Source organism: Psychromonas aquimarina ATCC BAA-1526 (assembly GCF_000428725.1).
Classification (GTDB): Bacteria; Pseudomonadota; Gammaproteobacteria; order Enterobacterales; family Psychromonadaceae; genus Psychromonas; species Psychromonas aquimarina.
Genome location: NZ_AUAM01000007.1, coordinates 125,793 through 138,370, shown reverse-complemented (window position 1 = coordinate 138,370; position 12,578 = coordinate 125,793). Strand labels below are relative to the sequence as shown.

Below are 12,578 nucleotides of genomic sequence, written 5' to 3'. Positions count from 1 at the left end.
GGCTTTTCTTTTAACTTTAATTCAGAAGGTACTTTTATGAAATTACGTATTTTCCAAGAAAACATGGCGAAAATCAGCCTTATTATTGCGGGCGCTTTAATATCTTTCTCGGCTTATGCAGAAATCAGTTACCAGCAGATTAAACAGGCTTACCAGAAATCCTACCAGTATGAGAGTACTGAAAATTATATCGACGCAATTAAAGCAATAACCGTTGTCCATAACCATTACAAAAATAGTTATACAGTCAACCTGCGCTTAGGTTATCTGTATTTACAGCAGGGTTCATACGCTAATGCTGCCCGTCATTATCAGACGGCACAAGCCGCTCTACCGAACTCGCTGTCGCCGACATTAGGGTTAATGTCAGTGGCTATTGCCCAGCACAAGTACAACTTAGCCGAAGAGCTAGGTTTCAGCATATTAAAACAGGATGAATATAATTATTACGGCAATTTAAAACTGGCTTACGCCTTAATTGAAAATAAGAAGTTTGCCAATGCAGAAACCCTGCTGCAGAAAATGCTCGAACGCTATCCGGAAAACGTCAGCTTTATGGAGCTGTATGCACATATTTTTGCAGTGCAGAAAATGTACAGCATTGCCAGTGAACATTATGCTAATCTGTTAATTCTTGATCCTGAAAATATCAGGGCAAATTATTATTTTTCGCTGAAAAACTAAACCCTAAAACTTACGCAGCAGATATTAAGCACTCTATTAAGGTTTTATTATGAAGTTACCTTTTAGCGACAGTAAACCCGCATTCGATCATATTATTTTACGCTATTCACTGTGGAAGCAGTTTATCCGTCTCTTAACTGAAAATAAAACAGACGCCGCCGCTTCGATTTTTATTGAATTAGGTAAAAACGAGCGGTTCTGGGCATACCCGGGCCGGCTGATAATAAACAAACTAAGTTCTTATCTGCACACAAACTCGCTGTTGTTAGCAAAGCAGTTAGCAGAAAACAGTTTTGCGGCACTGCAGGCTAAACGTCAGTCATCGTTTTCACCTTTCAGCACAGCGGTTGACGAGTTAGATAAGCCGAAATTAAACGCGAATAAATGCGTAAATTTAAAACCCTGCTTCGACGTATTAGTATTACACCCGAATCCTGATACTTATATTGATCTTTACCAGAGCACCTTAAAAACGTTACAAACTGAACGTGATGAATTCTACTACGATCTGGTTTTTGTCAGTAATCTGGCCGACGCCGTTACTGCAGTAATGAATAACCCTAATATCCAGGCCTGCCTGTCGCTGTCGGGCTGCCGAAAAAACAGCGATCTAGATTCGGCAAACTCGCTGCTGCAGTTTGTTGAGCAGTCGCAGCAGGATCTCTGCTGTCGGGAGCACCTGCATACACTAGAAAAAGACAGCGCATTATTACTTCACCAGTATGCCGGGGGGCTTCGTCCCGAACTGGAACATTATTATCTCTCAGAAGCTGTTTTCAGTGAACTGCCTGCACTTTATTTTTCTCTGTTTAACCGTGTATTTTATTACCAGCATCCGTTTAAAGATCTTCACTACCATATAATGAACGGCGTACGCGAACGCTGTAATGCTCCTTTTTATAATGCGGTACAGGCATACAGCAAAAAGCCTAAAGGAGTATTTCATGCCCTGCCTATTTCGCAGGCCAGTTCGATAAAAAATTCGTTGTGGTTAGACGACTTTTATCAGTTTTATGGTGACAACGTATTTTATGCTGAAACATCTTCAACGCAGGGCGGCATGGACTCCTTATTAAATCCCAAAGGTGCAATTAAAAACTCTCAGGATAAAGCTGCCAAATGTTTTGGATCGCAGCAGACGTTTTTTGTCACTAACGGCACTTCAACGTCTAACAAAATAGTAATGCAGGCCAATATTCAGCCCGGAGATATTGTTCTACTCTCTTCTGACTGTCACAAGTCTGTGCCTTACGGCGTTATGTTATGCGGCGCCCATGCTGTTTTTTTACAAACCAATGCAGTTGACAACTTAGATTTATACGGCGCAGTAAGCTTAAACCTGATAAAAACGCGTTTATTACAATTAAAACAAGCGGGGTTATTACATAAAGTTAAACAGATAATACTCACCAATTCGACATTCGACGGCTTAATTTACGATGTCGAAAAATACATGATGGAAATTTTAGCAATAAAACCGGATATTATTTTTCACTGGGATGAAGCATGGTTTGCCCACGCTCACTTTAATCCTCTATATCAGAAACGCCACGCAATGGCGGTGAGTCACTCATTACGGGCACGTTTAAACAGCGCACAGTATTTTGAGTTTTATAACTCGTTAAGCGACAAGTCAGACTGGCCGGATCCGGCCAAAGTTTTATTAAGAGTGTATGCGACACAGTCAACCCATAAAACATTAAGCTGCTTTCGTCAGGGCTCGATGATCCATATCTTTGATGAAATGTTTAATCAGGAACACTTTTTAGATGCGTTTTATACACACACCTCAACATCGCCTAATTATCAGATTTTAGCTTCACTGGATATTGCCCGCCGGCAGATGAATTTAGAAGGATTCGAGCGCACACAGAACAGCATTCGTTTAGCGCACTATATTCGTCAGCAGATCAAAGCCGATCCCGGATTATCACAGCTGTTTAAGGTCTTAGATGAAAAAGACATTTATCCGAATGAGCAGGATAGAACTTTAAATAATGAGAATTCTGCGGCATCCGCTAATAACAAGGCCGTCGGAAATTACTTATCGCTGCTGTCACAGTTTAACCAGTCGGGTTTTGTTGTTGATCCTACGCGTATTACTGTGGATATCCGCGGCACAGGAATGGACGGTAATCATTTTCGGCAGCTTCTGATTGACCGTTACGATATTCAAGTAAACAAAACCTCGCAGCACACAGTCTTATTTATTGTAAATATCGGAGTGGATTCCGACACCTCTCTGTATTTACTTGATGTATTAAAAGAAGTGGGCGAACGAATTTCAGCCGCCCGGGACGGGGAGCAGGGCGCGATTATTAAACATAATAAAACAACTGTAAAAATGCCGCAGCTGCGCCGCTATCACTCTCTGTTTTCACCATTTCACAGCACAACCTATGACCACGGCTGCTTAGTTGATATGCGCCGTGCTTATTATAGCGCCTACGATCATAACAACATTAGTTACATCACCTTAGATTCCGGCATTATGCAGGCCGCAAAAGCCGGTAAAACCTGGGTGTCGGCATCCTATGTAACTCCCTATCCGCCCGGATTTCCAATGCTGGTACCGGGACAGTTAATTGACTACGACATCTTAGTTTATTTTTCTAACTTAACTATTAGCGAAATTCACGGCTACCACTGCGAATTAGGCTTGAAAACTTTTTCTGAGGATTACTTACAGCAGGCATTAAACGATGCTCTTATAACCAACAACCTGGAAGCAATAAAATGAAATTAGATAACTTTGAAGCCGTTAAACAGTATTTCAGCGGCAATAGCGTGCCCTACTATTTTATCAGCCCGACTAATTTTAACCTTATGGATATGCACCGCTGGGTAAATAACTGGTTAAATATTAATTCAATTAACTGCTACGACGGGCTCAGTGCAAGTACATTAATTCCAGCATTAAACAGCTGCGGGGTATTCTCATCGCTGGAGTCTATTAACTACTATCTGTTAAACCATCCGCAGTCATTAACACTGTTCGCTGATCATACAGAAAAACAGAATGGCAGTGACAAAAATAGTGCTCGCGCTTTGTTCCTGTTTTTTAACCCAGAGCTGCAGGCGCGCTGCACCGAGCTTGGTATCGATATTCAGCTACCCGATAATGAATTGGTAAAAAGTATCGATAATAAAATAACTACCACTGAAATTGGTAACGAAGCCGGCGTAGCCAGTGTGCCTAATACACTAGCAAATGTAGATAGTTACCAGACATTATTAACACTGGCAGAAAGCCATATGCTTGGGAAAAACTGGGTAGTACAGACGCCGTATGGAGACTCAGGCAAAACCACATTTTTTATCAGCAGCGAAGATGACTACAACAAAGCCGCAGAAAAAATCGAAGAGCAGGACAGAGTCAAAATAATGAAACGCATCAACTGTGTCGGCACTGCAATCGAAGCATGCGCGTCCAGGGCCGGCACCTACGTAGGACCACTGCTGAGTGAAATGATCGGCTTTGAACAGTTAACTCCGTATAAAGGGGGCTGGTGCGGTAACGAATTATATCAGGACGCATTTTCAGATGAGCTGAGAAAAAACATCCATGAAAAAACTGAAAGCCTGGGCAGTGCTTTGTATGAAAGGGGCTATCGTGGTTACTTTGAAGCTGACTATCTGATCGATCTGGATGACAGCTGTGTCTATCTCGGCGAATTAAATCCGCGTATAACGGGAATTTCAGCAATGACTAATACCTCTCCGTTCTGCCAGAAAACCATACCGCTATTTCTGTTTCATTTATTAGAGTACGGCTGCGTGGAAGCCGAAAATCTTATCTCTCCTGCACAATATAATCAGCTGTCATTAACCGAAGGTGCGCAGGGGGAAACTAGTCAGATGATTATCAAGCACACCCCGGAGCAGATACAAAAAATTCATAATGCACCTGTTTCGGGAGTTTACCAGCTGGATAATAATAATCAGCTGCAGCTGCTGAAAGCCGGCAGTGAAGTCACCGATAAAAGCGATAACCCGGACCACGGTTTTATAATGCGTATAATGGGTGCCGATGAATATGCCTACCAGGGAGCTGACTTAGCGATTGTATTTCTCAATACCCGTTTAACTCAGGCCCGGGGCACTGAATTGAACAGCACCGCCGCCAGATGGCTGCAGGCGGTTAATAACGCCTTTGATATTCAGGCGCTTAGCAGTGAAGAGCAGAAGCTGATTGAGCGTTATAACAGTCCGACATCAAGCAAAGGCGGCAGTGAATGAATATGTTAAATAAACGTTTTATTGCCGTTAATGAAGATTATCCGGCAGAAAAGTGGCTTGATTATTATCAGCATGCAGATGCCGCCTACAAACACTGGTTTTTAAAAGAAGGTGCTGTTAAAAGGCCGGGCTTAGCGGAATGCGGACAAGCTCTGACAGAATATATGCCCGAGCTGCTGGCGATCTGGGAGCATCTGTTAAACTTAACCAATGCCGACGAAAGTGATGCACGCCTGTTAAGTTTATACTGCCCGACACCATATATTACCGGCTGTTCACAAGCCGTATGGTCACGTTACAGTCCCGTATTAGTACGCAATTACGACTACAGTCCGGATTTATGTGAAGGCCGTATTATGAAATCGAAATGGCATAATTCTCAGGTCATTGGTGCCACTGACTGTTTATGGGGGCTGCTCGACGGCATGAATGAACACGGCTTATGTGTCTCATTAGCCTTCGGCGGTTCGCACAGTGTCGGTGAGGGTTTTGGAATCCCCCTTGTACTGCGCTATATACTGGAGTTTTGTAAAAATACTCAGGAAGCGATAGCCGTACTTAAACGTGTACCGGTTAATATGGCTTATAATATAACCCTGCTTGATGCTTATTTTGATATCGCCACCGTGGAACTGTCTCCTGTCAATAAGACTAAAGTAACGCACGTCCCTTTTGCCGTGAATCATCAGGGCGATTTTGAATTAACTAATTATGCCATGTTCTCCCGCTCCTACGAGCGTAAACAGGCTCTATTAGACCGCTTATACGATCCCGTTGCTACTATTGAATCCTTTATAGACGGTTTTGAATACGCGCCGTTATTTGCCAGTGACTACCAGAATAATTTCGGTACCTTATACACTTGTGTGTACAACCCGCAGCTGAAAGCGATGGAGTTCCGCTGGCCCTATCATCTGCGGATGTATCAGTCATTTGAAGTGTTTGTTGAGCAGGAAGTCTGGATCCGGTACTGAATAAGCATGAACAGCACCGGTTTTTCCGATTGTAAATAATACAGTCTATTTTGAGCCTTTTCTAAGTGTGCCCGCCTGTCCTTATTTGTTATTCTCCCCGGGCCTTTAAAAGAGTATAATCGCGCCGTTTAAAAAACTATTTTAGGAAAGTAACTACATGTCGGTTTTAAAAGAGTCAGCTGTGCACAAGTTAGCCAGTAAATTTATTGTTATTGAAGGCCTGGAAGGGGCTGGTAAAAGTACCGCTATCTCTTATATCGGTAAATGGCTGGCATTACAGAATATGCCGGCTGAAAAAGTAACCTATACACGTGAGCCCGGCGGCACAGAGCTTGCTGAAAAAATGCGTGATATCGTCAAAGTGGAAGTCGAAGGTGAAGTTTTACAGGATAAAGCAGAATTACTGCTGATGTATGCCGCACGCGTGCAGTTAGTCGAACATACCATTAAACCGGCTTTAGCGGACGGCAAGGTTGTTATCGGCGACCGTCATAACTACTCCTCGCTTGCTTATCAAGGCGGCGGGCGCGGTATCGATCTTAAACTGATTGAAGATATTAAACAGGTTGCATTAGGTGACTTTAAAGCCGACTTTACCCTGTATTTAGATATTGATCCGCAGCTGGGTTTAAGCCGAGCTAGAGGACGCGGGGAACTAGACCGCATTGAACGCCAGGCTATTGATTTTTTTCAGCGTACTCGAGATGTGTTTATCTCATTAGCAGAAAATGATGCTAATGCCGTGACTATTGATGCCGGGCAGACGCCGGAATTAGTTGAAAAAGCTGTTTTTGCACAGTTAGATAAATGGTTAACAGAGCTTGCCTGATATGTCTTTAGACGAAAACGAACCGTTAAAGCAGGTTTCAACCCCCTGGCTGAAACCTGTCTTTGAGCAGCTGCAGGAAAATTATCAGAGCGGTCGATTTGCGCATGGAATTCTGCTTACCGGCAGCGCTGGTGTTGGTAAATTTAAAGTAGCTCAAGATCTGGCTCAATACCTGCTGTGCAGTAATAAACAGATGCCGCAGGGGGCATGCGGTTTGTGTCACTCATGTAAGTTATTTGCCGCTAATAATCATTTAGATTTCCATCTGCTGCAGAATGAGCAGAATAAATCGATAGGTATTGAACAGGTCCGCTCTTTAATCGATACACTGAATGAGCGCCCGCATTTAGGCGACAATAAAGTCGTGATCATCAAAAATGCACACACTTTAACTGTCCCGGCCGCTAATGCGCTGCTTAAAACCTTAGAAGAACCGCAGGGTAACAGTTACCTGATTTTACTGACCCGTACCCATCATCAGCTGATGCCGACGCTGCTGAGCCGTGTGCAGCATACACATCTGCATACGCCCGGTGATACTGAGCTGTTAGCCTGGTTATCTGAGCTGGGTTTTAATATTCAGGATATTGGTTTGCTGAGGTTATTTCAAAACAGCCCGTTATCTTTACTGAACCACCTGCAGAGCGTGCAGGTTTCAACTTCAGAAGATGAACGGAGAAACTGTGTTGAAGGGCTGTTTTCACTGCTTAATCAGCCTGAATCGTTGTTTACTTTTAGTCAGTTTTTAGCTGAATCGGTAGAGAAGCGCTTACAGCTGCTGTTTCATCTGCTTCATGATCTGCATAAGTTAAAGCTGTCAGAAAGTGTAATGAACAGGGATGCTGTTTACAGTTTTGCTTTACCGCAGCTGCAGATCTGGCAGCCACAGATTACTCTGAAAAGTCTGCGTTATTTAAGCTCAGAGTTATTACAAACACGAAAATTATTAGTTGACCATTCTGGATTGAAAAAAGAATTATTAATCAATGCGCTGCTGATTAAAATTAAAAACGAATTTAAATAACTGCCGGGCAGTTATAAGTACTTATAGAATAAAAGGTTTAAAAATATGTTAGTGGATTCTCATTGTCATCTCGACGGCTTAGATTATAAAAACAGGCATAGAGATTTAGCCGATGTGGTAAACAAAGCACAAGAGAAAGGCATTAATTATCTGCTTAGTGTCTGTGTAGAAGTAAAAAAATACCCGGCGATGGCGGAATTGATCGCACCATTTGCGCAGATCTTCTGTTCGGCCGGCATGCATCCTTTACATCAGGATGAGGTCGTTGATGAGGAGTTATTACTTGAATATGCTAAGCATGACAAAGTTGTCGCACTGGGTGAAACGGGATTAGATTTTTTCTATTCACCGGATAATAAAGCGCAGCAGGAAGCTTCCTTCCGAGCACAGATACGCGTTGCTAAAAAGGTTAATAAACCCTTGATAGTACATACTCGTGACGCGCGTGAAGAAACGCTGAATATCCTTCGTGAAGAAGGTGCTGAGCAGGTGGGCGGTGTACTGCATTGTTTTACTGAATCCTTAGAAATGGCGCAGGAAGCGATGGAAATGGGCTTTTATATTTCCGTTTCCGGCATTGTCACTTTTAAAAATGCCAGAGAATTACAGGCGACAATTAAAGAAATTCCTCTGGATCGTTTGTTAGTTGAAACTGATTCTCCTTATTTATCACCCGTACCGCATCGAGGTCAGGAGAATGAACCCGCTTACACAAGAGATGTGGCTAAGTTTGTTGCACAGTTAAAAGGGGTGACATTTGAAGAGTTAGCCAAAGTCACTACCGATAACTTCTTTAATTTGTTTACTCAGGCCAAGAGATAATCAAAATTTTTATAAAGCGGTCCTGCTTTACATAACCGGATATACTCGAAAACCTGCCTGTCTGCTACGGGCTGGTTTTCTTTAATTGTGCATGTTTTTCCCTTAGCAGGTTTCTTGAACTGTTGATTTCATCTTCACAGCCTCTTGTTTATTAACGTTATTCCGTTTTTTTAAATAACCACAGTTAACTGTTTTGTTTGCCGGCACTTCTGCCGAAAACCAATGTGTAAGATGGCCGTCTGTTTTAAATCCTTATTATGGTCTAAATTTTATCAGGAAATAAAAGGACTATCTGTATCGCGAATAAAGTCAGCTAACAGTCAACATTAAGGAAATGATAATATGGGACTATTTGATAAAGTAAAATCCTTAAAAAACTCTATTACCGGCGGGGCCGCTAAAGTTTATCTTGATTGCGAACCGGTAAGGTTTGATGAACCATTTGTAGTCACAGTCAGGGCCCAGATTCAGGATGCCAGTCTAAAAGTGAACCGGGTATACCTGCAGGTGGAAGGGCGGGAAGAGGTTGAAGTTCCTGATACCGATGTAGTCTATGAGTCAGATGGAGAGCAGGAAAGGCGCACTGAAATAGTTAGAGCCGGATGTTCGACAACTGAAATTGAAGTAACCGTCTCAGAAGGACAGGTGCTTGATGCCAACCAGAGCTATGAGTGGCAGGCTGCTGTTGAATTACCCGGCAGTGCTTTGCCTGTTTACAAGGGGCGTTACTGCCGCCATGTGTACGTCGCAAGAGCATCATTAGACTGTTTTGGTAATGATCCTGACTCCGGCTGGCAGGAGATTAATGAGGAGTAAAGACACTGCTGATATAGTGCACAAATAAAAAATCCAGGCACAGAATCTGTGACTGGATTTTTAACTGCTTATACCTGTTACCATCGACTTGCTGATTTTTGCATCTTGAATGATAACAGGTATATATTAAACTACTCCTGTGCAGATTTTTCTTGTTGTTCAGTTTGCTCAGTTTGTTCAGTTTTTTTCTCTTCGTGGTTAGTACCACCACACTGACCGCAACAGCCCATATAATTCTCCTTTCATGTTGTTTGAGTTAAAATGCATTTTAATGCGTTGGTTTTTATCTGTTTGTGCCTGTTTAGTTAACACGCGGTTTAATTAAAATTGGAAAATAGAGCGCGATAAAACTGCCGTAACCTATTACCCAAAGCCCTACCGCCAGGGTAATAACATGGCTGTAGTTAGTGATCCAGTAACTGCCGAATACCCTGACAATAAAAGCTAAAATAAGAGCCGCAAATGCGCCTGACATTATTTTACCGACCACAATCATTCTGCCGGTATGCCCCAGAGAAACACGTGAAATCATCGACAGGATCATGGTGCCCATCGCGCCGACCGTTAATGCATGGGTTGCCTGTGAATGAGAAACCGAGGTTGTTATCTCAGATAATCCGTACATAAACAGGCCGATGGCAATGCACCAGTAACTTAAATGCAGAGACCAGACTAACGGTGTTTTTAAGGTTACCCAGATTTTCCAGCGCAGCATGCGCACTGTATGAGCGGCTGCTGCTGTAAAAAAGATGACTGCAGTCAGCAGTGCCGGTAATTCGATAAAACCAGATCCTGTTAATACGGCTAAAATAGTACTGCCGACAGTGAGTTTTTCTAACCAGATGATCGCATCGACACGTGGTGTCCGAGTGCCGTTTGCAGTGAACATAGGAAAGACTCTGCCGCCCATAATGGTCATTACTAAGGTAACCAATAACACCATAGAAGAAGACGCTGAGTTCATTAATATCGGGTTATGTGAGGCGATACTGTAATGCATAAGCGCATTACACACAGACATAATTAATAAAATCGGGATAAACATTAAGTTGCGCCACAGTTTTACTTTTACAATCGGGTAAGCGAGTGCCGCTGCAGATAAAGGTAAAAAAGCGATATCAATAAGGGCAATAACCCAGTGGTTAACAGTGTCCGGGAAGAAAAATAATACCCTGGCGGCCAGCCAGATACACACCAGAAGCAGTAAACCTTTGCCGTTTAAGCTGCGTACACCTGTCCAGTTTTGTACTGCGGTTAATAAAAAACCAACAATAACAGCAGCGGCAAAGCCGAATAACATCTCGTGCATATGCCACCACAAGGAACCGCCATAGAGGTTAAGGCTAAAGCTGCCGGTTAATAAACCGTTCCACAGAAGCAGAGCAATAATGCTCTGCAGGGAGGCAAACAAAAAGAAAGGGCGGAATGCGAACTCCAGAAATGCCGTTTTCGGTTGAGGTGCATTACTGCTTTTCGGGTTGGAAATATTGATCATAGTTAGAGTCTCAGAGTATTTGTTCAGTTAAACGGCTGCTTTTATCTGCTGCTGATTTCATCTTATAAAGTCTCAATAGCCAGTAATCCAGACAGCGCTTTGTGCTTATCTGCGCCGAGCAGATCCGCTAATGTGTATTTATCTAATGCTTTGAAAAAATCCTCTTGAGCTTCAGCGAAGATACGTTTTAACTGACAGTCTGGGGTGATCACACACTGGTTATTCTCAGCAAAGCATTCCACTAATTTATTTTTGTCTTCGATTTCCCGCACCAGACTGCCGATATTAATATCACTAGGCAGACGGTTTAATTTAATGCCGCCGTTTTTACCGCGGACCGCTAATAAGTGGCCTTTAACATTAAGCTGCTGCACAATCTTCATAAGATGATTTTTGGAAATATCATAGCTTTTAGCAATTTCGCTAATTGTTGCCAGCTGATTGTTATTAACTGCTAAATAAATAAGTACGCGCAGAGAGTAATCGGTATAACGGGTAATGTGCATTTCAGCGACCTTGAATTTGCTTAAAACTTAAAGATGTATTCATTTTACATCTTTAGGTGCTTCTGTAAAACAGTTTTTAAAAAAAATATGCCGCAGCGGTTTAACAGTATTGAAAGAAAACCGATAGAGACGCTGTTAGCGCGCCTGTTTGAGTGTTTTATAATGAACTGATAAGTTTGTTTAAAAGGGAAGGCAAAGATAACGATTAAGTAAAAGGAAAGCTGGTGGTGATGTTTATGGTTTTCGGCACACTATCTGCGCAATGGCTCGATCCGGATTCGTTTTAATACCTTCAAAATAATGCAGACACTGCCAGCCGCTGAACAGCTGCTTTAATTCTCCCGGCCGCAGTAGAAACTGTTCACGGTTAGGCCGGCCAAACTGTCTGTTTTCTAGGGTAAAAGTTTCATATATAACGATACCGCCGGAGCATACAGCCTGTTTAATCTGCTCCATTAACGGACGGTGTAAATAACGAAAAACTATAACAGCCTGATAACTGTCGGCCTGCAGATGCTGCTGATCTGTTTCGAAATCAACTACCCGGCAGTGTGGAGCGGGTGTCAGCGGTAATGCTGCAATTGTCTCTAGTGCCTGTCTGTTTTTATCGGCAAAGATTGTTGGAATATTGTGCTCGAGCAGATAAAGGCCGTTACGGCCTGAGCCGCAGGCGAGATCCAGTACGGGTTTACCACTCTGCTTGAGCAGTGACAGGTGTTGTTTTAATAATGCTGAAGCTGACATTTTCTAACCTTAAAGTATTGTTAACCAGGACAATGCATGGTGGTTTTTTGCTGCACCGATAATATAGATAAAAATTATCACGGCAGTAAGAGCCGCCCAAAAACGGATCACTGCGCTTTTCCCGCGTTTAAGTGCAATTGTACCTGCTGCGATATAAGCTGTCAGGGCAATAAATTTAGCTGTCAGCCAGCTGTTAATAAATGGATACTGCTCAATAGTGAACATCAGGTAAATTGCGCAGAGCAGTAGAACAGTATCAATCACGTGGGGTACTGTTTTTAGCAGTTTATGCTGCAGCAGTGCCGATCCGGCTACCGATAAGACTGAGCGGAAAATAAACAAGCTGATACTGAGATAAGCAGCTCCCATATGTATGTTTTTAACCAGTAAATAATCCATTAAAGTGCCTGTTGTAAATCTTATTCTGTACAAAATATTAGTAAAA

12 protein-coding genes are annotated in these 12,578 nt (G+C 42.6%); 8 read left to right on the top strand and 4 right to left on the bottom strand.

Annotated elements, in window-relative coordinates; all coding sequences use genetic code 11:
* Positions 1-36: 36 nt before the first annotated feature.
* The 8 genes from G337_RS25310 (at position 37) to G337_RS0100580 (ending at position 9,388) form a co-directional block, all read left to right on the top strand.
* Entirely contained in the window at positions 37-684 is a 648-nt protein-coding gene (locus G337_RS25310) for a tetratricopeptide repeat protein (protein ID WP_051302870.1), read from the top strand.
* Positions 685-733: 49 nt separating this feature from the next.
* On the top strand, positions 734-3,424 hold the full coding sequence (locus G337_RS25305; RefSeq protein WP_051302869.1) for an aminotransferase class I/II-fold pyridoxal phosphate-dependent enzyme: 2,691 nt from the start codon (positions 734-736) through the stop codon (positions 3,422-3,424).
* On the top strand, positions 3,421-4,923 hold the full coding sequence (locus G337_RS0100605; RefSeq protein ID WP_028862147.1) for a hypothetical protein: 1,503 nt from the start codon (positions 3,421-3,423) through the stop codon (positions 4,921-4,923). Before G337_RS25305 ends, G337_RS0100605 begins: the two co-directional genes overlap by 4 nt.
* A complete protein-coding gene (locus tag G337_RS0100600; protein WP_051302868.1) occupies positions 4,920-5,897 on the top strand; it encodes a C45 family autoproteolytic acyltransferase/hydrolase in 978 nt (325 codons plus the stop codon). Before G337_RS0100605 ends, G337_RS0100600 begins: the two co-directional genes overlap by 4 nt.
* A gap of 157 nt (positions 5,898-6,054) precedes the next feature.
* On the top strand, positions 6,055-6,726 hold the full coding sequence (gene tmk, locus G337_RS0100595; protein WP_037026785.1) for a dTMP kinase: 672 nt from the start codon (positions 6,055-6,057) through the stop codon (positions 6,724-6,726).
* Between the two features lies 1 nt (position 6,727).
* On the top strand, positions 6,728-7,750 hold the full coding sequence (holB, locus tag G337_RS0100590; protein ID WP_028862144.1) for a DNA polymerase III subunit delta': 1,023 nt from the start codon (positions 6,728-6,730) through the stop codon (positions 7,748-7,750).
* A 45-nt stretch (positions 7,751-7,795) separates the two neighbouring features.
* Positions 7,796-8,572, top strand: coding sequence for a TatD family hydrolase (locus tag G337_RS0100585; RefSeq protein ID WP_028862143.1), 777 nt, complete (start codon positions 7,796-7,798; stop codon positions 8,570-8,572).
* Positions 8,573-8,914: 342 nt separating this feature from the next.
* Positions 8,915-9,388, top strand: coding sequence for a hypothetical protein (locus tag G337_RS0100580; RefSeq protein ID WP_028862142.1), 474 nt, complete (start codon positions 8,915-8,917; stop codon positions 9,386-9,388).
* Between the two features lie 301 nt (positions 9,389-9,689).
* On the opposite strand, the gene G337_RS0100570 is transcribed toward G337_RS0100580, so the two are convergent.
* The 4 genes from G337_RS0100570 to G337_RS0100555 all read right to left on the bottom strand — a co-directional run bounded on the left by G337_RS0100570 (position 9,690) and on the right by G337_RS0100555 (position 12,532).
* Complete coding sequence (locus G337_RS0100570; protein ID WP_028862141.1) at positions 9,690-10,883, bottom strand: NnrS family protein; 1,194 nt, start codon at positions 10,881-10,883, stop codon at positions 9,690-9,692.
* 62 nt (positions 10,884-10,945) lie between these two features.
* Positions 10,946-11,389 carry an RrF2 family transcriptional regulator gene (locus G337_RS0100565; protein ID WP_028862140.1) on the bottom strand — a complete coding sequence of 148 codons (444 nt, stop codon included), beginning with the start codon at positions 11,387-11,389 and terminating at the stop codon, positions 10,946-10,948.
* Positions 11,390-11,623: 234 nt separating this feature from the next.
* On the bottom strand, positions 11,624-12,133 hold the full coding sequence (locus tag G337_RS0100560) for a class I SAM-dependent methyltransferase (RefSeq protein WP_028862139.1): 510 nt from the start codon (positions 12,131-12,133) through the stop codon (positions 11,624-11,626).
* Positions 12,134-12,142: 9 nt separating this feature from the next.
* Positions 12,143-12,532: a SirB2 family protein gene (locus G337_RS0100555; protein WP_028862138.1), complete on the bottom strand. Its 390-nt coding sequence runs from the start codon at positions 12,530-12,532 to the stop codon at positions 12,143-12,145.
* Between the last annotated feature and the right edge of the window lie 46 nt (positions 12,533-12,578).

Excerpts from the sequence above, each read along its gene's own strand:
- G337_RS25310 (WP_051302870.1), top strand. The coding sequence starts at position 37 with ATGAAATTACGTATTTTCCAAGAAAACATGGCGAAAATCAGCCTTATT.
- G337_RS25305 (WP_051302869.1), top strand. The coding sequence starts at position 734 with ATGAAGTTACCTTTTAGCGACAGTAAACCCGCATTCGATCATATTATT.
- G337_RS0100605 (WP_028862147.1), top strand. The coding sequence starts at position 3,421 with ATGAAATTAGATAACTTTGAAGCCGTTAAACAGTATTTCAGCGGCAAT.
- G337_RS0100600 (WP_051302868.1), top strand. The coding sequence starts at position 4,920 with ATGAATATGTTAAATAAACGTTTTATTGCCGTTAATGAAGATTATCCG.
- tmk (WP_037026785.1), top strand. The coding sequence starts at position 6,055 with ATGTCGGTTTTAAAAGAGTCAGCTGTGCACAAGTTAGCCAGTAAATTT.
- holB (WP_028862144.1), top strand. The coding sequence starts at position 6,728 with ATGTCTTTAGACGAAAACGAACCGTTAAAGCAGGTTTCAACCCCCTGG.
- G337_RS0100585 (WP_028862143.1), top strand. The coding sequence starts at position 7,796 with ATGTTAGTGGATTCTCATTGTCATCTCGACGGCTTAGATTATAAAAAC.
- G337_RS0100580 (WP_028862142.1), top strand. The coding sequence starts at position 8,915 with ATGGGACTATTTGATAAAGTAAAATCCTTAAAAAACTCTATTACCGGC.
- G337_RS0100570 (WP_028862141.1), bottom strand. The coding sequence starts at position 10,883 with ATGATCAATATTTCCAACCCGAAAAGCAGTAATGCACCTCAACCGAAA.
- G337_RS0100565 (WP_028862140.1), bottom strand. The coding sequence starts at position 11,389 with ATGCACATTACCCGTTATACCGATTACTCTCTGCGCGTACTTATTTAT.
- G337_RS0100560 (WP_028862139.1), bottom strand. The coding sequence starts at position 12,133 with ATGTCAGCTTCAGCATTATTAAAACAACACCTGTCACTGCTCAAGCAG.
- G337_RS0100555 (WP_028862138.1), bottom strand. The coding sequence starts at position 12,532 with ATGGATTATTTACTGGTTAAAAACATACATATGGGAGCTGCTTATCTC.